The sequence below is a fragment of the Labrys sp. HAY1-8F genome, from assembly GCF_056754975.1.
Genome location: NZ_JBPGWZ010000002.1, coordinates 1,484,879 through 1,504,263 on the forward strand (window position 1 = coordinate 1,484,879; position 19,385 = coordinate 1,504,263).

21 protein-coding genes are annotated in these 19,385 nt (G+C 63.1%); 7 read left to right on the plus strand and 14 right to left on the minus strand.

The genetic code is table 11. The annotated features are described in order from the left end of the window. Positions 1-59 precede the first annotated feature (59 nt). The 3 genes from ACR9ZN_RS15860 to ACR9ZN_RS15870 are packed head-to-tail and all read right to left on the minus strand — an operon-like array spanning position 60 to position 2,928. Positions 60-905 carry a carbohydrate ABC transporter permease gene (locus ACR9ZN_RS15860; RefSeq protein ID WP_481272644.1) on the minus strand — a complete coding sequence of 282 codons (846 nt, stop codon included), beginning with the start codon at positions 903-905 and terminating at the stop codon, positions 60-62. A gap of 3 nt (positions 906-908) precedes the next feature. Beyond that, positions 909-1,838 carry a carbohydrate ABC transporter permease gene (locus ACR9ZN_RS15865; RefSeq protein ID WP_434957357.1) on the minus strand — a complete coding sequence of 310 codons (930 nt, stop codon included), beginning with the start codon at positions 1,836-1,838 and terminating at the stop codon, positions 909-911. 10 nt (positions 1,839-1,848) lie between these two features. Continuing rightward, positions 1,849-2,928, minus strand: coding sequence for an ABC transporter ATP-binding protein (locus ACR9ZN_RS15870; protein WP_481272645.1), 1,080 nt, complete (start codon positions 2,926-2,928; stop codon positions 1,849-1,851). Positions 2,929-3,189: 261 nt separating this feature from the next. Between ACR9ZN_RS15870 and ACR9ZN_RS15875 the strand changes: the two genes are divergently transcribed. Further along, positions 3,190-3,933: a FadR/GntR family transcriptional regulator gene (locus ACR9ZN_RS15875; RefSeq protein ID WP_434957359.1), complete on the plus strand. Its 744-nt coding sequence runs from the start codon at positions 3,190-3,192 to the stop codon at positions 3,931-3,933. Between the two features lie 85 nt (positions 3,934-4,018). Continuing rightward, positions 4,019-4,360 carry a cupin domain-containing protein gene (locus ACR9ZN_RS15880; RefSeq protein ID WP_434957360.1) on the plus strand — a complete coding sequence of 114 codons (342 nt, stop codon included), beginning with the start codon at positions 4,019-4,021 and terminating at the stop codon, positions 4,358-4,360. Between the two features lie 37 nt (positions 4,361-4,397). Here the strand turns inward: ACR9ZN_RS15880 and ACR9ZN_RS15885 are convergent, their stop codons facing one another. Then, positions 4,398-5,438: an alpha/beta hydrolase gene (locus ACR9ZN_RS15885; protein WP_434957361.1), complete on the minus strand. Its 1,041-nt coding sequence runs from the start codon at positions 5,436-5,438 to the stop codon at positions 4,398-4,400. A gap of 469 nt (positions 5,439-5,907) precedes the next feature. Between ACR9ZN_RS15885 and ACR9ZN_RS15890 the strand changes: the two genes are divergently transcribed. Then, positions 5,908-6,543: a DUF7847 domain-containing protein gene (locus ACR9ZN_RS15890; protein ID WP_481272646.1), complete on the plus strand. Its 636-nt coding sequence runs from the start codon at positions 5,908-5,910 to the stop codon at positions 6,541-6,543. Positions 6,544-6,609: 66 nt separating this feature from the next. Here ACR9ZN_RS15890 and ACR9ZN_RS15895 read toward each other — a convergent pair whose 3' ends face one another. Continuing rightward, on the minus strand, positions 6,610-8,073 hold the full coding sequence (locus ACR9ZN_RS15895; RefSeq protein WP_454814956.1) for an NAD-dependent succinate-semialdehyde dehydrogenase: 1,464 nt from the start codon (positions 8,071-8,073) through the stop codon (positions 6,610-6,612). Positions 8,074-8,336: 263 nt separating this feature from the next. On the opposite strand from ACR9ZN_RS15895, the gene ACR9ZN_RS15900 reads away from it, so the two are divergent. Next, on the plus strand, positions 8,337-9,341 hold the full coding sequence (locus ACR9ZN_RS15900; RefSeq protein ID WP_481272647.1) for an asparaginase: 1,005 nt from the start codon (positions 8,337-8,339) through the stop codon (positions 9,339-9,341). A gap of 22 nt (positions 9,342-9,363) precedes the next feature. Here the strand turns inward: ACR9ZN_RS15900 and ACR9ZN_RS15905 are convergent, their stop codons facing one another. Continuing rightward, positions 9,364-9,807, minus strand: coding sequence for a YqfO family protein (locus ACR9ZN_RS15905; protein ID WP_434957365.1), 444 nt, complete (start codon positions 9,805-9,807; stop codon positions 9,364-9,366). A 204-nt stretch (positions 9,808-10,011) separates the two neighbouring features. Between ACR9ZN_RS15905 and ACR9ZN_RS15910 the strand changes: the two genes are divergently transcribed. The 3 genes from ACR9ZN_RS15910 to ACR9ZN_RS15920 all read left to right on the plus strand — a co-directional run bounded on the left by ACR9ZN_RS15910 (position 10,012) and on the right by ACR9ZN_RS15920 (position 11,514). Continuing rightward, entirely contained in the window at positions 10,012-10,377 is a 366-nt protein-coding gene (locus ACR9ZN_RS15910) for a MerR family transcriptional regulator (protein WP_481272648.1), read from the plus strand. Beyond that, entirely contained in the window at positions 10,374-10,664 is a 291-nt protein-coding gene (locus tag ACR9ZN_RS15915; RefSeq protein WP_434957367.1) for a DUF1330 domain-containing protein, read from the plus strand. The genes ACR9ZN_RS15910 and ACR9ZN_RS15915 overlap by 4 nt, the downstream gene beginning before the upstream one ends. Positions 10,665-10,749: 85 nt before the next feature. After that, on the plus strand, positions 10,750-11,514 hold the full coding sequence (locus ACR9ZN_RS15920) for a metallophosphoesterase family protein (RefSeq protein ID WP_434957368.1): 765 nt from the start codon (positions 10,750-10,752) through the stop codon (positions 11,512-11,514). A gap of 38 nt (positions 11,515-11,552) precedes the next feature. Here ACR9ZN_RS15920 and ACR9ZN_RS15925 read toward each other — a convergent pair whose 3' ends face one another. The 8 genes from ACR9ZN_RS15925 to ACR9ZN_RS15960 all read right to left on the minus strand — a co-directional run bounded on the left by ACR9ZN_RS15925 (position 11,553) and on the right by ACR9ZN_RS15960 (position 19,145). Beyond that, on the minus strand, positions 11,553-12,050 hold the full coding sequence (locus ACR9ZN_RS15925; RefSeq protein ID WP_454814964.1) for a hypothetical protein: 498 nt from the start codon (positions 12,048-12,050) through the stop codon (positions 11,553-11,555). Positions 12,051-12,173: 123 nt separating this feature from the next. After that, a complete protein-coding gene (locus tag ACR9ZN_RS15930; protein ID WP_454814965.1) occupies positions 12,174-13,190 on the minus strand; it encodes an aldose epimerase family protein in 1,017 nt (338 codons plus the stop codon). Between the two features lie 67 nt (positions 13,191-13,257). After that, complete coding sequence (locus ACR9ZN_RS15935; protein WP_481272649.1) at positions 13,258-14,196, minus strand: phosphatidate cytidylyltransferase; 939 nt, start codon at positions 14,194-14,196, stop codon at positions 13,258-13,260. After that, on the minus strand, positions 14,196-14,861 hold the full coding sequence (locus ACR9ZN_RS15940) for a lysophospholipid acyltransferase family protein (protein ID WP_434957372.1): 666 nt from the start codon (positions 14,859-14,861) through the stop codon (positions 14,196-14,198). Before ACR9ZN_RS15940 ends, ACR9ZN_RS15935 begins: the two co-directional genes overlap by 1 nt. Then, positions 14,858-15,301, minus strand: a complete 444-nt coding sequence (locus tag ACR9ZN_RS15945) for a hypothetical protein (RefSeq protein WP_434957373.1) — start codon at positions 15,299-15,301, stop codon at positions 14,858-14,860. Before ACR9ZN_RS15945 ends, ACR9ZN_RS15940 begins: the two co-directional genes overlap by 4 nt. Next, positions 15,294-16,625, minus strand: a complete 1,332-nt coding sequence (locus tag ACR9ZN_RS15950; protein WP_481272650.1) for a phosphatase PAP2/dual specificity phosphatase family protein — start codon at positions 16,623-16,625, stop codon at positions 15,294-15,296. Before ACR9ZN_RS15950 ends, ACR9ZN_RS15945 begins: the two co-directional genes overlap by 8 nt. Before the next feature lie 145 nt (positions 16,626-16,770). Further along, positions 16,771-18,531: a bifunctional alpha/beta hydrolase/class I SAM-dependent methyltransferase gene (locus ACR9ZN_RS15955; protein WP_454814971.1), complete on the minus strand. Its 1,761-nt coding sequence runs from the start codon at positions 18,529-18,531 to the stop codon at positions 16,771-16,773. Continuing rightward, positions 18,528-19,145, minus strand: coding sequence for a CDP-alcohol phosphatidyltransferase family protein (locus ACR9ZN_RS15960; protein ID WP_434957376.1), 618 nt, complete (start codon positions 19,143-19,145; stop codon positions 18,528-18,530). The genes ACR9ZN_RS15955 and ACR9ZN_RS15960 overlap by 4 nt, the downstream gene beginning before the upstream one ends. Positions 19,146-19,385 lie beyond the last annotated feature (240 nt).

Consider the following 19,385-nt stretch of genomic DNA (forward strand, 5'->3'; position numbering starts at 1 on the left):
CGATTTTGTTCAAGGTCGAGCGCGCGGCCGGGACGCGGAACCAGGAGATCTCGTCGGGTTCAGCGGATCGCGGCGCCGGCCACGGCGCGGACGATGTATTTTTGGAAGAACAGGTAGACGATGAAGACGGGCAGCCCGGCGAAGACGGCTTGCGCCATCAGGAAGCCGAGCCCCTCGGATTGGGCGAAATTGGTCTGGGTCGAGGCCATGCCGACGGTAAGGGTGAACATGTCCGGCTTGGTCGCCGAGATCAGCGGCCACAGATAGTCGTTCCAGGCCGACAGGAAGGTGAAGATGCCGAGGGTGGCCTGAGCCGGGATGGTCAGCGGCAGCACCACCTTCCAGAAGATCTTGAAGCGCGAGGCGTTGTCGAGCATTGCCGCCTCGTCGATGTCGCGCGGGATGGCCTTGAAATATTGTGTCATCAGGAAGACGCCGAAGGCATGGGAGAGCCCCGGCAGGATCAGTGCCGGATAGCCATTGTGCATCTTCCAGTCGGTGAACATCTGATGGCGCGCGATGATCACCGCCTGCTCGGGAATGGCGAGACCCAGCAGCACCAGCACGAACAGGATGTTACGGCCCGGAAATTCGGTGCGGGCGAAGCCGTAGCCGGCCAGGGACGACAGCACCAAAGTGCCGATAGTCATGCCGCCGGCCACGATCATGCTGTTGAGCAGCCAGCGGAAGACGCCGGAGGAAGCGAGGATGTCGGTGTAGTTCTTCAACGTGTAGGGCGGATGCAGAACCGTGGCGGTCGAGAGCATCAGTTCGGCATTGGGCTTGAACGAGAGCACGATCACCCAGGCGACAGGAACCATCCAGGCGAAAGCCAGGAGCAGGACACAAGCCAGGATCACCCTGTCTCCAGCGGTGCGGCCGACGAATTGCTGCGCGCTCGCCATGGCCTAGCCCTCCGCGCGCCGCTGGGCGGCGACATATTGCAGGATCGCAGCGATGGCCATCAACAGGAACAGCACCTCGGAGGCCGCGGCTGCATAGCCGACGTTCCAGCGCTGGAAGCCTTCCTCGTAGATGAACTGCACGATGGGGCGCGATGCGTTGTTGGGTCCCCCCCTGGTGAGGAGCTGGGCCTGGCCGAACAGCTGGAACTGCGCCACGATCTCGTAGATCGCCACGACGACGACGCTGCGCCGGATCGAAGGCAGCGTAATCGACCAGAAGGAGCGCCAACGCCCGGCATTGTCGAGCGCGGCCGCCTCATAGAGTTCGCCCGGTATCTGCTGCAAGGCGGCGAGGAAGAGCATCATCGGCAGGCCGATAACCCACCATAGCGTACACAGCGCGATGGCCGGCAAGGCGAGTTCCTGGCTGGTGAGGAACTGGATGGGCGGCAGGTCGAAGATCGACAGGATACCGGCGATCAAGCCCCGGTCCGGCAGATACATCATCTTCCAGATGATGGTGACGATGGTCACCGACAGCACGGAGGTGCCAAAGAAGATCGCCCGCAAGGCGGCACTGCCCTTGCTCTCCCGGTTGAGGGCGAGGGCGAGAGCAAGACCGATGGCGACGAAAACCGGCACGGTCATCAGCACGAAGACGAACGTATTACTCACCGTGCCCAGGAAGATCTTGTCGGCGAACAGGCGCCGGAAATTCGCCAGGCCGGCAAAGGAGGCCGTCTGGTCGAACATGTCGTATTCCTGCAGGCTGATCCAGATGCCGCGAAACAGCGGATAGACCAAGAGGACGACATAGACGGCAAGAAAAGGCAGGACGAACAGAAGATTGCGCCAGCTCGGCCCGATCGAAGCGCCGGCATAGCGGGGGACGGGTATCACGGTCGCGGCGGAAGGAAGGCTCTGCGTGGACATCGCCCCCTCCTCACGCGGCATGGAAGGCACGGCCGCCATCGTCGAACAGATGTGCGGCCTGCGAATCCATCGAGAAACGGGCCTCGCTCCCTGCGACAGCGGTCGACGCGCCCTTGTCCTCGGCGACCAACGAGGTGCCATCGGGCAGGCGCACATAAAGATGCGTGCGATCGCCGAGGCGCTCGACCACTTCGATCCGGCCTGCAAGAGAGCCCGCCGGATCGACCCGGACGGCCTCCGCCCTGACGCCGAGGCGCAGACTGGCACCCTGCGGCAGGACCGCGATGGGCACGCGGGTGGCGAAGCCGGTGCCATCCGCGAGCCTGGCGGCGGCAAGACCACCCTGCTCGGCGATGGTGACGGGCAGGAAGTTCATGGCGGGGGAGCCGACGAAACGCGCGACGAATTCCGTGGTCGGGCGGGAATAGACCTCCATCGGCGTGCCCACCTGCTCGATCTTGCGGGCATTCATCACCACGATGCGCTCGGCCAGCGTCATCGCCTCGACCTGGTCATGGGTGACGAAGATGGTGGTGGCCTGCACCTGCTGGTGCAGGCGCGCCAGCTCGACGCGGGTGCGCACGCGTAGTGCCGCATCGAGATTGGAAAGCGGCTCGTCGAACAGATAGGCCTTGGGGCTCTTCACCAGAGCGCGGCCGATGGCGACGCGCTGTCGCTGGCCGCCGGAAAGTTGGCCTGGCTTGCGGGCGAGCAGCGGCTCGATCTCCAGGATGCGCGCCGCTTCCTTCACCCGGCGATCGATCTCCTGGCTGGGCACGGCAATGTTGCGCAGGCCGAAAGCCATGTTCTCGTAGATCGTCATATGCGGATAGAGCGCATAATGCTGGAACACCATGGCGACACCGCGAGCGCCCGGGGGAAGCTGGTCGACCCTCTGGCCTCCGATCGAGATCGAGCCGCCATCGACGCGCTCCAGCCCCGCGATCATGCGCAGCAAGGTGGATTTTCCGCAGCCTGACGGCCCCAGGAAGGCAATGAATTCGCCCGAGCGGATCTTCAAAGAAAGGTCCGCGATGACGTTCACGGCGCCAAAGGTCTTGGACACCCTGTCGATGTCGATGGCACTCAAGGCCTCTTCCTCCTACCATCTTTTCTTATTATCATCTGATGATAAGATATGAGTAATCGCGGCGCAGTGTCAATCCGTCGCCGAGCCGGATATCGGCAATTTGTAGGAGGATTCATAATTGGCAGGAGGGTTGTTGGGCGCTTTGTTCGCCCCCGATAGCGGTGATAAGAGGTGGAAGGCCTTCCCGGGCACGATCGAAGCTGCCCAAGCGAAGGGCGCCTTCCCGCCGGTGTACGGCCGCGGGCTGGTTTGGAGATGAGTATGTTCGAGCGGGATACCGCCATCAGCACGATGAGTGCGCAGGTCGCGCGCATCATCGGCACCCGCATCACCTCGGGAGAATTTCGTCCCGGCGACACCCTGCCCATCGAGAACGAACTCTGCCAGGCGTATGGCGTCAGCCGCTCGACGGTGCGCGAGGCCGTCAAGAACCTGGCTGCCAAAGGACTGGTCGAGGTTTCCCCCAAGACCGGCACGCGCGTGCTGCCTTTCGCCGACTGGAACCTGCTCGACCAGGACGTGCTGTCCTGGCGCCTCAATGCCCAGTTCGACGAGCGCATCATCGAGGATCTCTATGAAATGCGGAACTGCTTCGAGCCACGCGCCTGCTTCCTGGCGGCGCGGGACGGTTCGGCGGATGATCTGGAACGCATCCGGATGCGCTTCTCCGATCTGGTATCCATGCTCGGGCAGCCAGCCTTGGCGGCGGGCGCCGAGACGGAATTCCACCTCGCCATCATGACGGCCACCCATAACGGCCTGTTCGTCACCATTGGGCGGGCGGTCAAGACGGCGCTGAAAGTCTCCTTCGGCCTGACCCAGCGCAGCACCAATGGGCAGGCGCTGGATCTGCAGCCCTATCAGGTCGTCGTCTCGGCCATTCTCGCCCGCAAGGCGGACGAGGCCTCGAGGGCCATGAGCCAATTGCTGGAAATTTCGCGGGCCCGCATGCTGGAGGCCCTGCGCAATGCGCCGCGCGCCATCGAGAAGACGGCCGGGCAATAGACAGCCCCGTCCGACGGTCTGCGGGACAGCGCGCCAAACCTGTGCTTATCTTCCCGGTCGTAGCTGGACAGCGAGGTGAAGTCCGATGATCCGCAGCAAGGAGCTATTCGCCCGCTCCGGTGACGCCGAATGGCGGTTCACGCCCGATGGCAACCGGCGACGCATCCTGGCCTATACCGACGAACTGATGATGGTCGAATTCGCCTTCGAGAAGGATGGCGTGGGCTGGTTGCATTCGCATCCCCACATACAGTCCAGCTATGTCGCCGAGGGACGGTTCGAGGTCACCATTGGAGGAAGAACCGAAACGCTCGCCACCGGCGACAGCTTCATCGTGCCATCCGGCCTCGAACATGGCGTCAAAGCACTCGAGAAGGGCCGCCTAGTGGACTGTTTCACCCCGCACCGCGCCGATTTCCTGGCATGATCCCGCTTTGGCGCGGTTCTGCAACCAGCGCAGAAGACTACTGATCCGCGTTCTCGATCGCGCGGGCGACCACGGCCCGTACTTCCTCGCGGCTCATGAAGATGTCGTGGTTGATGAAGCCGGAGCCGAAATCGGAGGCATCGACCACCTTCACGCCGGTCTTCTGCAACTCCTCGCTGTCGCCGGAGCCGACGCGCGGCACGCCGCCCGCGAGCTTGGTCGAGATTTCCAGGGCGCGGTCGTTCTTGGAGACGATCACCGTCATCTTCGACGACAGCGACGACAGGCGCTTCATCTGGCGACGGAAGAGGTCGAGGTCGACATCCGGATTGGCCAGCACGATGGCGCCGAAATGATTGGGGAGAGAAGCCCCCATGCGATCGGACATCGAGCGCAGGGCTTCCATCATCACCATGCTGCCCATGGAATGGGCGATCAAGTTGATGCGACCGACCTTGGGATCGTTGGCGAGCGCGGTGAGCGTGTCCTCCAAGGCGTCGCGCGACCACATCGCGCTGTCCTTGTCGGTCACGTAGTCCAGCAGCGCCGCACGAGAGGGCCAGGAAAACAGCACCGGTACGCCCGAGAACTTGATGCCATCGACCAGCTTGGCATAGCTCGTCGCCGCGCTGTCGAAGGTCTCGTTATAACCGTGGACATAGACGATGACGTCGCGCCCTTCTGCCTGTGCCGCAAGGGCCGTGGCGGGCTGGTCGCCCGGCAGGGCGCTCACCCCGGCCACAGACCAGCCGGGTGTGGAAACCGGATTGACGGCGGCCAGCAGCGACTTCGACGGCGGATACATCACGAGGCGGGCTGCGGTCGGATCAGAAGCGCGCTTGGCGCCGAACCAAGGCTCCTTGCTGCCGGTCGAATTGCGCGTGGTCATCATCAGCATGGTCATGCCGCCGCGCCAGATGCCGAGCGGGGCGGCGTTGGCCGCCTGATCGTTGGAAGCCGTGTTGGTGAGCACCGGCTTCAAGGACGAGGTTGCGTCGCCAGAATCGTCATCGATCCCGACGCAGCCCGTCAGAACCAAAGCCGAAGCAACCAAAGCGAAGAGCGAGGCGACCCGCATCGAAACCCAATCCCGTTTGCCGAGCTGCTTTCAATGCAGCGCAAGGGGTGAATAGTCAGTGAACAGGCGAAATTGAGGCGACAGCGCCCTCCAGGCAAAAATTTCCCGATTTCATGGCGCTTTCTGCTCAATAGAGGCAAAAATGTCACGCAATCGACCTATTCAAGAGGTGCCGAACCTTGTGCCTCGCGATGACATCGTGGAGGTTGTGTCGGTGCATTCTAGAGCAAAGCGCGTTTTGGCAGAAACGCCCTCGGCGCGTCTTTGCGATTTGGAGTGAAGCCGTCAAATCGCAAAACGCCATAGGGAAGTTCGTCCAGCCATATCGGGAAGTGAGAATATCGCCGTAGCCAGATCGGCCGCGCATCATTTTGGTCTCGGCCTGGTATTGCGCGTAAGCTGGGCCGTCTACCGCAGCCAATTCCTGCGGCTCACGCTGCTGGCCCTGGTTGCGGTGCTGCCTCCCCCGTTGATCCTGACTTTCTTCCCGATACCGCAGGATCGCCTCCTCACCTCGGTCGAGTATTGGTCGACCCTGCTGCTCAGCCTTGCACTCAGTGCAACGGCCGGAGCGATAACTTGTCTGGGCGTCCAGCAGATCCTGAGCCATCAACCCTTCTCGTTTGGAGCGGCTTTTACGCACGCCCGCCGCAGTTTTCTTGCCCTTTTTGCGACCACGATCATCTTCCTCGGGGCCTTCTATCTCGGGCTCGTCGTCCTGATCATCCCCGGGCTGATGGTGCTCTGCCGTTACTTCGTGGCAGTCCCCGTCTGCGTGGTCGAGCGAACCGGGCCCCTCCAAGCGCTGAAAAGAAGTGCAGAACTGACGAGAGGCTACCGATGGAAATTGCTGATCCTCGGCCTGCTTCTCCTACTTCTTCAAATTGCACCGAGACTGGCCATCAATTTCGAGGAAATCATCGCTGCCTTCCAAGATCCGGGTGCAGCGCCGGATCAAGTCAATTACCTGAAATATGTCGCAACCATCGGCGTCGATGCCTTGTCGACCAGCTTTGCCTTCGTTGCGTCGGCGATGGCCTATTTCCAGCTCCTCCGCGTGAAAGAAGGCGCCGACGTCAGGCAACTGACAACGGTATTCGACTGACCCAAACAAAATGGGCCGGCGTGGTGCCGGCCCTTCCCGATTCAGCTGTCAGCAGGCGAGCAAGCCTCAGTCGAGGCCACCGAGGCAGACATATTTGGCGTCGATGTAATCCTCGATGCCGTATTTGGAGCCTTCCTTGCCCATGCCGGATTCCTTGACGCCACCGAAAGGAGCGACTTCGGTGGTGATCAGGCCCTCATTGACGCCAACCATGCCGTATTTCAGCGCTTCGGCGACCCGGAAGGCGCGGCCGAGATCCTTGGTGTAGAAATAGGAGGCCAGGCCGAATTCGGTATCGTTGGCCATCCGGACGGCCTCTTCCTCGGTCTCGAACTTGAACACCGGGGCCAGCGGCCCGAAGGTCTCGTCGCGCGCCACCAGCATGTCCTGGGTCACCCCGGTCACCACCGTCGGCTCGAAGAAGGTGTGGCCGAGCGCATGGCGCTTGCCGCCCGCCACCACCTTGCCGCCCTTGGCAACGGCGTCGCTGATATGCTCCTCGACCTTCTCCACCGCCTTCTCGTCGATCAGGGGGCCTTGCTGCACACCAGCCTCCAGGCCGTTACCGACCTTGAGCGCATTGGAAGCAGCGATCAGCTTCTCGACGAACTTATCGTGGATGCCTGATTGCACCAGGAAGCGATTGGTGCACACGCAGGTCTGGCCGGAATTGCGGTACTTGGCGATCATCGCGCCCTCGATCGCCCGATCGACATCGGCATCGTCGAACACGATGAAGGGAGCGTTGCCGCCGAGCTCCATCGAGACCTTCTTGAGTGTCTTGGCCGACTGCTCGACCAGCAGCTTGCCGATCGGCGTGGAGCCAGTGAAGGTGATCTTGCGCACCAGCGGATTGGAGGTGAGCTCGCCGCCGATGGCGCTCGCCGAACCGGTGAGGACGTTGACGACGCCGGCGGGAACGCCGGCCATCTCGGCCAGCACACCCCAGGCAAGGCCCGAATAGGGTGTCTGCAGGGCCGGCTTGATCACGATGGTGCAGCCGGCGGCCAAAGCCGGGCCGAGCTTGCGTGCGATCATCGAAGAGGGGAAATTCCAGGGCGTGATGGCACCGACGACGCCGACCGGCTCCTTGGTGACCAGGATGCGGCGTCCCGGCCAGGGAGAAGGAATCACATCGCCATAGACGCGCTGAGCTTCCTCGGCGAACCAGCGCACATAGGCAGCCGAGAACACCACTTCGCCGCGCGCTTCGGCGAGCGACTTGCCCTGCTCGACCGTGAGCAGCACGCCGAGTGCGTCGGCATTGGCCTCGACCAGGTCGGCGAGCTTGTGCAGGATCTTGGCCCGCTCCTTGGCGGTCTTGGCGCGCCAGGCCGGGAAGGCGGCATCGGCGGCGGCAATGGCGCGCGCCGTCTCGTCCTTGCCGCAATTGGGCACGCTGCCGATGAGTTCGCCCGTGGCGGGATTGGTAACCGGCAAGGTCTTGCCGCTATCGGCAGCGATCCATTGACCGTTGACGTAGGCGGCCTCACGCTTGAATTCGAGTGTCTGCGCCAGCTTTTCCAACATGCGCCTTCCTCCGTTATGTCTCTCGCTGGCGCTTAGATAGGCGTTCGGCGCGCGCGGATCAATGTAGAAATGTGATCACATATTCGGGTGTTGCCTCTCCTCGCGAAGCCTGCGATGGAGGCCAAGCAGAATATCCCGATATCGTCGATCCGTGGACGGTATCGGGATATTCTGCAAGCGTTTTAGATCCTGCCTATTCCTCCTCATCCTCCCTGGTCGATCAGGAGGAATAGGCTTGCTGCACATAAAGAAAGCAAGTCGCGATGTCCAATCCCGTCCTGGCCGAACTCATACGCGGCGGTATGGTCGAAAGCCGGCATAGCGGCGCCGTTGCCGTCAGCGATCCCGAAGGCCGCCTTGTGCTTTCACTTGGCGACGTCACCAGGCCCATCTTTCCCCGCTCGGCCGTGAAGGCGTTCCAGGCCCTGCCCTTGCTGGAATCCGGAGCCGCCGACAAGCTCGGCCTCACCGACGCCGACATCGCCCTCGCCGTCTCCTCCCATGGCGGCGAACAGCGCCATGTCGAGACGGCCGCCGCCATGCTGGCCAAGGCCGGCCGCGATGCCGACGCGCTCGAATGCGGCGTTCATGCGCCGAGTTTCCGCCCGGCCGCCTGGGCCCTGCTGCGTGCCGGCGAGGAGCCTTCGGCCCTGCACAACAACTGTTCGGGCAAGCACGCCGGCTTCATCTGCCTTGCCTGCGCCGGAGATCGCGATCCGCATGGCTACGTCGAAGCCGGGCATCCGGTGATGCGCGAGGTGATGGGGGCGGTGAACGAGATGAGCGGCGCCGCCCTCACCGGCGATGGCGTCGGCATCGACGGCTGCTCCATTCCCACCCAGGCCGCGCCGCTGGCCGGCGTGGCACGGGGCTTTGCCCGCTTCGGCACCGGCGCCCATCTCGGCCCCGAGCGAGGGAGGGCCGCGACCCGCATCCGCCGCGCCGCGGCGGCCGAACCATTCCTGATTGCCGGCACCAAGCGCTTCTGTACCGAGATCATGACGATCTTCGGCGAGCGCGTCTTCGTGAAGACCGGCGCCGAGGGCGTATTCTGCGCCGCCTTTCCCGAACTCGGTTACGGCATCGCCCTCAAATGCGATGATGGCGGCACCAGAGCCGCCGAGTTGATGATGGCCGGCGTGATCGCCAAGCTGCTGCCCTTGTCCGAAAACGAGGCCGAGGCGTTGAAACGCTTCCTCGAACCCGTGCAGAAGAACTGGAACGGCATCGAGGTGGCCAGGCTCCGCCTGGCGGGGGCATTGGCCTGAAGCGGCGCCCTGTCGCTCTTCCTCAGGTCGAGGCCGCTTTCTTCCAATCACCCGTGCTGTTCCACCAGCGATTGGGATTCTTGCTGTCATCAAGCCCTTTGGAACGGCTGGACAGGATGGTCTGCAGCCTGATCACCGGCTCCTGGTAGGAATGGGCCTGGAAGATCGCCTCGATCACCCTCTCCGTAATCTCCTGCACATCTGGAAGCTCGAAACAGACTTCCACCACGCCGGGGCGCTGGCGAAGCTTACTTTCGGCGCCGGCCGCCGCCCCTTCCAATGGGCGATAGCGCTCGGTCCCGGGCGCGGATTGATAGGCATTGCTGTCATAGGCCCCCATCGTGAGCGGAGTGATGGCAATGACCGCCGCCATGATACGATCGACATCCTCCACCGGAGCCTGAAACGTCAGAAGGCGCATGGGCACCATCGAAACCGACAATGTCTCGAAACCTGTCATGGCCATCTGCCCTTCCGGTTGGTTGAAGCCGGGACCTTAGTCCGCCGCTGCTGACAACTACCTGTCAGCATTCTCGGCAGAGAAGGCCCCATGCAAGTCGCTCCCTGGACGGCACTCGCCACGCGTCAGATATCCCGCAAATCAGCACTTGATCTAGAGTGCACTCCAGCAAGTAGCCTCGACGACAGTTCAGGAGTGCGATGAAGACAGATGAAAATCGGAGAACTGGCGCGTCGCTCGGGATTGTCGGTGCACACGCTTCGCTACTACGAGAAAGCCGGCCTGCTTCCGCCAGCCTTTCGGAACCGTTCGGGCCAGCGGGACTATGACCCCGCCATCCTCGGCTGGATCGAATTCCTCGGCCGCATGAAGGCTGCGGGCATGCCGATCCGGGACATCGCGGCCTATGCGCTCTTGTGGAAGCAGGGCGCCGGTACCGAGGCCGCGCGCCGCGACATGCTTGAGAAGCAAGGCCGGCGGGTGGCAGCCCAGATCGAGGACCTTCAATCCTGTCTCGTCGTCATCCAGCAGAAGATCCTGGACCTGGCTGAACTGGAAAAAGGACGAAAATCATGAGTGCCTATGTCATTTCCGACGTGGTTCCGCAGGACGTGGAAGCCTGGAACGCCTATGTGCGGCTGGCCCCCGCGACGATCGAAAAATATGGCGGCCGCTATCTGGCACGCGGCGGATCGGTGCAAAACATGGAGGGAAACTGGTCGCCTCGCCTGATCGTCCTGGTAGAATTTCCCGACCGGGAGGCCGTCGAGGCCTGGTATGCCTCCCCTGAATATGCCGAGGCCCTGAATTTTCGTGGCAAGGCCCTGAGCAGAAACCTGATCCGGGTGGACGGCGTCGATTGAGCATGCTTCGACGCAAGTCGAAACATTGGCCGACACGGCCCGCTAGAACGGGGCGACAAGTCCACGCAACTGGCGGGCCGCCCTGATGACAAGAAAATTCGCCTATTTCACCGACGCCCATCTCGGTCAGAGGCTCGTCATGGGCGGTGCGATGGACAGCGACAAGATGCGCTATGCCAACGAGCCTGCCGAACACTGGGATCACCTGCGCCAAGTCCTCGACGACATTGCGGCAAGAGACATATCGGACGTGGTCTTCGGCGGCGATATCGGAGCACGCGGCGCCGTCCCCGATTTCTTCGAGATTCTGGGATCCTACGATTTCAATTCGAAAATAGTGCTGGGCAACCACGACGACTATGACGCGGTTTCACCCTTCCTTTCCGATCAGACCCATGCCGTTCAGGGCAAGGCCTGCTTTTCCGAAGGCGATCCGGCGCTGAAATGGCTGTTTCTCGATTCATCAACCAACCGGGTGGACGAGGACCAGCTCGGCTGGCTCGCGCGGGAACTGCAAGGCACGCGCCAGCTCCTGCTGTTCCTGCATCATCCCATCCTGCCGATCGACACGCCGGTGGAGCATGCCGGAGCCTCCTTGAAGGAACGCGACGCTCTCAAGGCGCTTCTGATCGGCAGCCAGTGCGGCATATCGGTGTTTTCAGGCCATTATCACATGGCGGATGAACGGCACGAGGCGAACATCCGACAGTTCTGCACCCCCGCCGTCTCCTACCAGATCGTCAAGGAGGCCGATCGGCTTGAAGTCGATGCGACGCGATGCGGCTATCGCATCGTGGAGACCAACGACGGGGAGATTGAAACCGAGATCGTCTATCTGAGCGAGATTTAGGCCAGGGTGGCTGCTTGCTGTTGGGCTGATGCCCTCCATCACGACCCATTGCAGATCGGGCAGCCATGGACATGCTTGATCAGGCCGTGCACCTGGCAACGGTCGAACTCGGGAGCCGACCACCGATTCCTGTCATTCTGCGCCTCGGCGCGAATATCCGCCGGCGCGAACGCCGCCAGCAGCACCTGGAATTTATCCAGGCATGGCATGAGCCATTCTTCCTTCGGCTCATAGCCGAGCCCGTGCCAGCCCTCTTTCGCTTTCGCAGTAGCAATCGTGCGCAGGAGGAAGGAGCGGTCTTCGACGAAACTCTCGATTTCCCAGGGCATCTCCGAAACATCGAAGCCCACGGTTCCGAGGCCATAGACGCCCTGGTCCCTTGCGGCGATCCAGGATGCAAGCTGGCAATGCCGACAGGTCGCAGCCAATGACGAGGCAGCCAACGCCAATACGCCGATGAACACCGACGTCAGTGAATTGTTCATCTGCAGAAATGGCAGATCAGGCCGCGCCTCATAGGTGATCGAATTCGCCATCGGGTAAGATCCGACTTGCTCCTGCGGTGCAGAAAGTACCAGACAGATCAACCATGGCGCAGCTCCGTCCCGGATGCGAAGCCACTATGCCCGCGCACCCGAACGAGAACCGGATTATCCCGCTCACACCTGTCCGAAGCGATATTGCGTCTCTTGATCGTAGACCTGGCCCGGCCGGATGATCGAGGATGGGAAATGCGCCTTGTTCACGGCATCCGGCAAGTTCTGGGTCTCCAGGCAGAAGCCGGCGAAGGCCCCATATTTGGCGCCGCCCAGGCCCGGCACCGCGATATCCAGCTTGGCGGCATCATAAAGCTGGACGCCGGGCTGGGTCGTCCAGGTCTCGAGGCTGACGCCGCTTTTGGGCGACCAAGCATGCGCAGCCCGCGTCAGCGTGCCGGCACTGCGCAGCACGAAATTGATGTCGTATTTGAAGGGGCCCTCCGGCGTATCGAAACGCAGCGGACGCGGCGCGCGAAAATCATAGGGCGTACCCGCCACCGAAAGGATCTCGCCGGTGGGGATGAGATCGGTATCGGTGGGCGTGTAGAAATCGGCGTCGATCTCAATGCGATGGTCGAGCACGTCGGCAGAACCATCGAGATTGAAATAGGAATGCTGGGCGAGATTGATCGGCGTCGCCTTGTCGGCGGTGGCGGTGAAGATCACCTGCAGCGTCGCCGGCTCCAGCAGCCGGTAGGTACAGGTCGTCACCACGCGGCCGGGGAAGCCCATGTCGCCATCTTCGGAGACCAGCACCAAAGTGGCCGAGCGCTGGTCCGATTGCACCAGCGACCAGACGCGCTTACCGAAGCCGGTGGCGCCGCCATGCAGCGTGTGCGGCCCGCCATGGCTCTTGGAGAGGTCGTAGGTCACGCCATCCAGGGTGAAACGGCCGAAGCCGATGCGATTGGCGACCCGGCCGGGAACGGCGCCGAAATGCGGGGAATATTTGGGATAGTCCTCGAATTTCTCGAAGCCGAGCACCACACGCTGCGGCCCATTCTTCGAGGGCACCAGGAGATCGCGCACCACGCCGCCATAGGTGATGATCCGGGCCTCGGCACCGGCATCGGAGCGCAGGGTGACCTCGAGCACATCGGCGCCGTTGAAGGTTCCGAACAGGACAGGCTTGGACATGGGATTTCCTTGGTAGGGATGAGACGTGAAGCTGGGCCAGCACCGCCAAGGCAGCGGCGACTCGTTTCTACACAGTCCACCAATAACGGACCACATGGAAGAAGATCGGCGCGGCGAATACAACGGAATCGAGCCGGTCGAGCATGCCGCCATGCCCCTCGATCAGATGCCCCCAATCCTTGACGCCGCGATCGCGCTTGATCGCCGACATCACCAGCCCGCCGAAGAAACCCATCAAGGTGACCACCAGCGCCACCAGCCCGGCCTGCCAGAAGGAGAACGGGGTGATCCACCACAGGCCGGCGCCGAGCAGCGTGGCACTCGCCACCCCGCCGATCAGGCCTTCCCAGGTCTTGGAGGGCGACAGTTTCGGCGCCACCTTGTGCCGGCCGAGGAGCTTGCCCCAGACATATTGCAGCACGTCGCTCATCTGCACCACGATGACCAGGAAGGCGATGAGAAGCAGCTTGCGACCCTCGAAACCTGGAATGTCCAGCGTCAGCAGCGCCGGCACATGAGAGAGGCAGAAGATGGCGATCATCATGCCCCACTGCATCTCGGCGATGCGGGTCATGAATTTGGCCGTGTCGCCCCTGAGCGCGATCAGGATCGGCAGGAGCAGGAAGACATAGACGGGAATGAAGATCGAGTAGAGCCCGTACCACTCGATCCAGATCAAGTAATATTGCACCGGCAGCACCACGAAGAACATGGCGAACAGGGTGCGATGATCCGCCCGGCGCGTCGGCGTCAGTGTCAGGAATTCGCGCAGGGCGGCAAAGGAAGCAAAGGCGAAGAGGGCGACTACTCCGGCCTTGCCGAGGAGGAAAGCGCCTCCCATCAGCGCTACCATCACCCACCAGGCGCGGATGCGCGCATTGAGATTGTCGATGGCGGCATGGCCCTGCGGCCCGGCCCGGCGATCGAGCTGCCAGCCGATCAGGGAGGCGAGGACCAGGAAGGCGACGATGCCGCCAAACAGGGTCAGGGTATGGTTCTCGAACATCAGCCCTCGTCCCCCTCATGCGGCTTGAGGGCCAGCAGGGCATTCCGGCTGCGATCGAGGAAGGCCTGCTTCTCCTCGCCAGGCCGCAGGCGCAACGGTGCTCCGAAGGTCACGGTGCACAGGAAGGGAACCGGCAGGAACTCGCCCTTGGGCATCACGCGGTTGAGGTTTTCGATCCAGACCGGCACCATCTCCACCTCCGGCTGGCGCTTGGCGAGCCAGAACAGGCCGGACTTGAAGGGAAGCAGCGGCTCCTCCCCCATGTTGCGCGTTCCCTCCGGAAACAGGATCAGCGAGGATCCCGCTTCCAGGGCCGAGGCCATCTGGCCGATCGGATCGACACTGCGGGTGGCGCTTTCACGATCGATCAGCACGGCGTCGAAGACATTATGGGCGAGGAAACGCCGCAGCGCTCCGGCATTCCAATAATCGCGCGCCGCCACTGGCCGCGCCGCCGAGCGCAGGACACCCGGGAAGACCGTCCAGACCAGGATGAAATCGCCATGGCTGGCATGGTTGGCAAAATAGATGCGCGGCTTGCGCACCGGCAGGCAGCCTTGCCAATTGCCACGCACACCGGTGACGAGCCGGGCAAAACCGATGGTGGCGGTCCCCACCAGCCGGCCGAGCAGAGACCGGCCATCCCGCACCACGATGTCACTCACAACACGATCCCGAGCAATGGCAAGGCCAACAAGCACAAAACCTGCAAGGCCAGGAAAATGGCCTGCCGACGGACCAGGGCCATGGCGCCGCGTGCCCGCTCGGACATCGGGCGTGAGGCGCGGTCCTGCGCGAACAGCCCGAGACGCTTCATTGCCCCGTCGAAATTGGTGGTGCTGAAGGCATTACCGGCAAGATGGCCGAATATCTCGGCATCGAAGCCCGCGCGAAAGGCGAAATAGCTCTGCACGAGCCCGAAGACCAGCGCAAGCAGCACAGGAGCGCTGACCAACAGGGGCGCCGAGGCATAGGTAGCGGCGAGAAGACCGCCGACACCGAGCAAGGTGAGCCCGCGCGAAATCCGGTCGAGCGCCCTACCCTGCCGCAGATAGGCTGCGGCGATGGCAGCAATCACCGCTGGATTTTCCTGTGCCTCAGCCATCGACGCTATCAATCCTTCCAGCCGCCGCAATGGCGGCACGTGCCTCCAACCCCAGCACGATTCGAGGGCGGATAGCACCTATGATCGCAATCGCCTCGTCCACCGTCTTCGCCTCGCCATTGGCAAGCAGCCAGGTCGCCAGCGCGGCGGCGCTGCGCGAATAGCCGAGCGCACAGCACACCAGTACCGTACCTTGTCCACGCGCGGCTTCAATCGCTTGGGACGCCGCCATCAGCTTCGCCGCCTGCGGCGCAATCAGGTCGAGCATCGGCACGGCCTGTGTCAGGGACCCCGGCCAGGCAGGCAGTTCGGCGGCAAGATCGACAACGCTGCCATACTTCCCCGGCGCCCGATCGAAGCGCGAGGGGATACGGCCGAGATAGACCCCCGGACGGACCTCGCCGGCCGATGGCTCATGGCGCGTCCACCAGCGCGAATTGACGAAGGCGCCAAGCTGATAGGGAGCGAACAGAAGCCGGACTGCTACCGGCATCGAGCCGTCGGCGCGCTTCTGGAAACCAGCAGCGCCGCGCCAGAGATAATTGGACGCGACCAGGCCGAGAGATACCGCCGGATAGCAGAGCCAGAGCGCCCAGCCGTCAATCCCGATGCCGACAACGGCAAGAACCAGCGCGCCAAGACCGTAACAGGTGGCGAGTTTTCGACGTTTGCCCGCTTCACTTTCCTCCTCCAGGGACGGGGATGAATCCGGCCACAACCACAGGCAGAACAGGCCGAGCAAGGCACCGCTCGGAATGTCGAAGAAATGATGCTGATAGGTGGTGAGGACGGAAAGGCCGATCAGGGCGAACCAGGGATGGAGTAACCATCGAGCCCGTGTCGGCAGATGACTGAGGTAATGCACCCACAGGATCACCAGGAGCGCGATGTGCAAAGAAGGCGCCTGATTATAGGGCTTGTCGAAGCTCAGCAGGGCATCGAACATGAAGCCTGGCAGCCCACCGCCGATCTCCGGCTTGGCGAAGCTGAAGCGCAGCGGAAAGACGAGGAAGCAGGCGACGGCGATGACCTGCGCCGTGAGCAGCCGGCGGCCCAGCGTGTCCAACTCCGTCCGGCTGGTACAGACGAACAGCGAAGCGGCATAGAACAGGTTGACCGACCAATAGGGAATGATCGTCCAGGGCAGGAACGGCATATCCCGTTCCCAGCCGAACACGATGGACGGCACGAAGGCACGCTGGTCGGCCAGATAATTGGCGAGGCCATAGCTCGAATAGAAGAAGATGCCGAGGCCTGCGAGCCAGACAAGCGCCCTGCCCCAGGGACGCCCATCGGCGGGCCTTGCCGGTACCGCCATGCTCATGACGATACCGGAGCGCGGACATCACAGCGCCATGCTCGCATGGCGTGATGTCCGCTCTTGGAACCGCCGCACCACCGGGCAAGGAAGAAGCGGAAATCGCGACATGCAAGCATGTCGCTGAGAAGTCCGCGGTCCAAAACAAGGGTCATGATGCGGCCTTGCGCCGGGCAAGCGAGACCGAGAAGATGCCCCATTCGTCGATGCGCTGCTCGAGCTTCTCGAAGCCGGCCGCCTCGACGAGTTGGTCCATCTCCGCCTGCGTGCGCCGGCGCATCACCCAGGCCTGACCTTGGCGGTGGCTGGTCAAAGCGCGGGCGATGAATTCGAGCTGCGGGTGCCAGGGCTGGCCGGTATAGATCAGATAGCCTCCTGCCGGGATGGCGGCGGCAAGCCCACCCAGCGACCATTTGATCAGGTTGTTGTCGGCAAACAGCTCATAAAGGCCAGAGACCAGGCCCAGAGTGGGCTTGGGCTCGATGCCGGCAAGGCTTGCGGCATCGAAGGCATCGCCCTTGACGAAGCGGGCGATGTCGGCGAGGCCCTTCTCGGCGATCAGCCGGCCACCCGCCTCGACGTTGATGTCGCTGTAGTCGCGCAGCAGGATCGAATCCGGCCGCGACACGCCTTCCGCTTCCAGGGCCTCGAGCACATAGCGGCCATGGCCGGCGGCAATATCGACGATGGAGACCGGTTTGCCTTCCGCCCGCAGCCGGGCGATGGCAATGCGCAGCAATTCCTCGACATGAAGCTTGCGCTGGCGGATGCCTCGCCAGCCGATGGCATCGAGATAGTTCCTGTCGGCCAGCCGCCCGAAAGCCGAACGTCCCGACGGCGTGTTGCGGTAGACATAATCGAGGGTTGAGCCGGAATCGAAGCCGGTCTCATGGCCAAGCTTGATGCCGTCCGAGATCAGCCCCGTCGCCTTCAGCCCGAGCCTGGTGCCCGCCCAGTAGAGGCCCTTCGGCGAGACGAGCGGCAAGGGCGAAGCGAGCCTGTCGGCCTCGTCGCGCGTGAAGCCTTGCCGATCGGCCTCGGTCAGGACCGTCCGCTCCAGCGGCGCCGCGAAGCGCTCGCTGAGGAAGCGCCGGACATGGCCTGTTGCCACCGCCCTGTCCTTCTCACCCAGCGTGTCATGATAGAAGCCGGGCAGCACATGCCGTTCCTTGATTGCCGATCCCAGATTTTCGTAGAAGCGGTGCTGGGGCCCGTGATGCACCACCCAGTCGGCGCCGGAGACGAGGAGTTGCGTCGGCACCGTGATGGCGCGGGCGTCTTCCACCACCCGCTGCGCGGCGTCGTAGAGCCCGAGCAGGATGCGCACCGAGATCGCCCGCGTGATCTTGGGATCGGCGTCAAAGGTCGCCTGACGCTCGTGATCATGGGTGAGGAACTTGGCCTTCACATAGGATTGGACGAAGAAATTCCCCTTGAAGGCCTGCCAAAGCTTCAGGCCCGGCCGGGCAAAGGGCACGTAGAGCTTCACCTTGAAGGCCGGCGAGGCGACCACCAGAGCGCGGATCTTGGGGGCATAGTCATGCACCCAGGCCGAGACGACGACGGCCCCGACGCTCTGAGCGATCACTGCGATATCGGCGGGCGCGAAGCCATGCGCAGTGCCGATATGGTCGATGAAGCTCTGCACGTCGCGTACCAGGGCACCGAAACTCGGGGCATCGCCGCGTTCGCCGGGCGAATCGCCGTGGCCACGGGCATCCCAGGCGAAGAACTCATAATCGGGCATCGCCAGCTCATCGGGCAGATGCGCCATGCGTCCCGAATGCTCATGCCCGCGATGGAACAGCACCACCGCGCCCTTGGCTGATCCGTTGACCGCCGGCCAATGGCGGTAGAACAGCTCGACGCCGTCATGGCTGCGGAAAAAACTGGTGTTGGAGGGACGCATCATGACTCCTGCAAGGCGCGCGCTTCGCGCAGGCCCTTATGCACACGATTGGCGATGGTCAGTGTGAGAAAAAGCACGGCAAGCGGCATGATCCAGCCAAACCAGCCGGGTAGCGGCAGGCCGAGGCCGATCCATAGGCCGAGTGCGCCGAACAGGAAGGCCCGGTCGCTCTTGCCGAGCGGGCCGTCATAACGCCGCGAGGCCCCCACCATCGGCCCCATCACACCGGCGAATTCGCTGATCACCGCGAGCACGATCACCGCCCCGGTCCAGAACGGGCCGAAGACCGGCAGGGTGGCAAAGGGCAGGATCAGCGCCGCATCGGAGACGACGTCGGCGATCTCGTTGAGATAGGCGCCGAGCTGGCTTTTCTGGCCGAATTCGCGCGCCAGCATGCCGTCAACCGCGTTGAGAGCCATGCGGATGGCGAGCCAGACCGGCAAGAGCAGGAAGAGAATGCGCAGGTCCGAAAGCCAGGTTACGCCGAAGCCGACGGCAAGTGAGCCCGCCGCCGCCGCCAGCGTCACCTGGTTTGCGGTGGTGCCCCGCTCGGCCAACCGCGTGACGCGCGGGCGCAAAAGGGCCTGAAAACGGGGCTTGAGGGCATAGAGACTCACGGGACTGTCCAGATTCGCGATGTAGCCCGCGATCATGGCTCAGTCGGCGAGCCTCGCGCAACCCGACGGATAGGCCGGCAGGTACTGGTGCATCGGATCTTCGGCATGCTTGACGGTGTCAAGGGGGGACAAGACGTCCGCCTCTCCGACCTGGCAAGCACGGCGCCACCATCGGAAACACCGATGGCGCTATCGGTTTCTTCCGTTTTCCCGGCCATCGCCGATCTGCGATCCCGATGT

Bases quoted from the DNA above. Each gene is read 5' to 3' on its own strand.
- ACR9ZN_RS15860 (WP_481272644.1), bottom strand. From the start codon at position 905: ATGGCGAGCGCGCAGCAATTCGTCGGCCGCACCGCTGGAGACAGGGTG.
- ACR9ZN_RS15865 (WP_434957357.1), bottom strand. From the start codon at position 1,838: ATGTCCACGCAGAGCCTTCCTTCCGCCGCGACCGTGATACCCGTCCCC.
- ACR9ZN_RS15875 (WP_434957359.1), top strand. From the start codon at position 3,190: ATGTTCGAGCGGGATACCGCCATCAGCACGATGAGTGCGCAGGTCGCG.
- ACR9ZN_RS15880 (WP_434957360.1), top strand. From the start codon at position 4,019: ATGATCCGCAGCAAGGAGCTATTCGCCCGCTCCGGTGACGCCGAATGG.
- ACR9ZN_RS15885 (WP_434957361.1), bottom strand. From the start codon at position 5,438: ATGCGGGTCGCCTCGCTCTTCGCTTTGGTTGCTTCGGCTTTGGTTCTG.
- ACR9ZN_RS15895 (WP_454814956.1), bottom strand. From the start codon at position 8,073: ATGTTGGAAAAGCTGGCGCAGACACTCGAATTCAAGCGTGAGGCCGCC.
- ACR9ZN_RS15900 (WP_481272647.1), top strand. From the start codon at position 8,337: ATGTCCAATCCCGTCCTGGCCGAACTCATACGCGGCGGTATGGTCGAA.
- ACR9ZN_RS15905 (WP_434957365.1), bottom strand. From the start codon at position 9,807: ATGGCCATGACAGGTTTCGAGACATTGTCGGTTTCGATGGTGCCCATG.
- ACR9ZN_RS15910 (WP_481272648.1), top strand. From the start codon at position 10,012: ATGAAAATCGGAGAACTGGCGCGTCGCTCGGGATTGTCGGTGCACACG.
- ACR9ZN_RS15915 (WP_434957367.1), top strand. From the start codon at position 10,374: ATGAGTGCCTATGTCATTTCCGACGTGGTTCCGCAGGACGTGGAAGCC.
- ACR9ZN_RS15920 (WP_434957368.1), top strand. From the start codon at position 10,750: ATGACAAGAAAATTCGCCTATTTCACCGACGCCCATCTCGGTCAGAGG.
- ACR9ZN_RS15925 (WP_454814964.1), bottom strand. From the start codon at position 12,050: ATGGCGAATTCGATCACCTATGAGGCGCGGCCTGATCTGCCATTTCTG.
- ACR9ZN_RS15930 (WP_454814965.1), bottom strand. From the start codon at position 13,190: ATGTCCAAGCCTGTCCTGTTCGGAACCTTCAACGGCGCCGATGTGCTC.
- ACR9ZN_RS15935 (WP_481272649.1), bottom strand. From the start codon at position 14,196: ATGTTCGAGAACCATACCCTGACCCTGTTTGGCGGCATCGTCGCCTTC.
- ACR9ZN_RS15945 (WP_434957373.1), bottom strand. From the start codon at position 15,301: ATGGCTGAGGCACAGGAAAATCCAGCGGTGATTGCTGCCATCGCCGCA.
- ACR9ZN_RS15950 (WP_481272650.1), bottom strand. From the start codon at position 16,625: ATGAGCATGGCGGTACCGGCAAGGCCCGCCGATGGGCGTCCCTGGGGC.
- ACR9ZN_RS15955 (WP_454814971.1), bottom strand. From the start codon at position 18,531: ATGATGCGTCCCTCCAACACCAGTTTTTTCCGCAGCCATGACGGCGTC.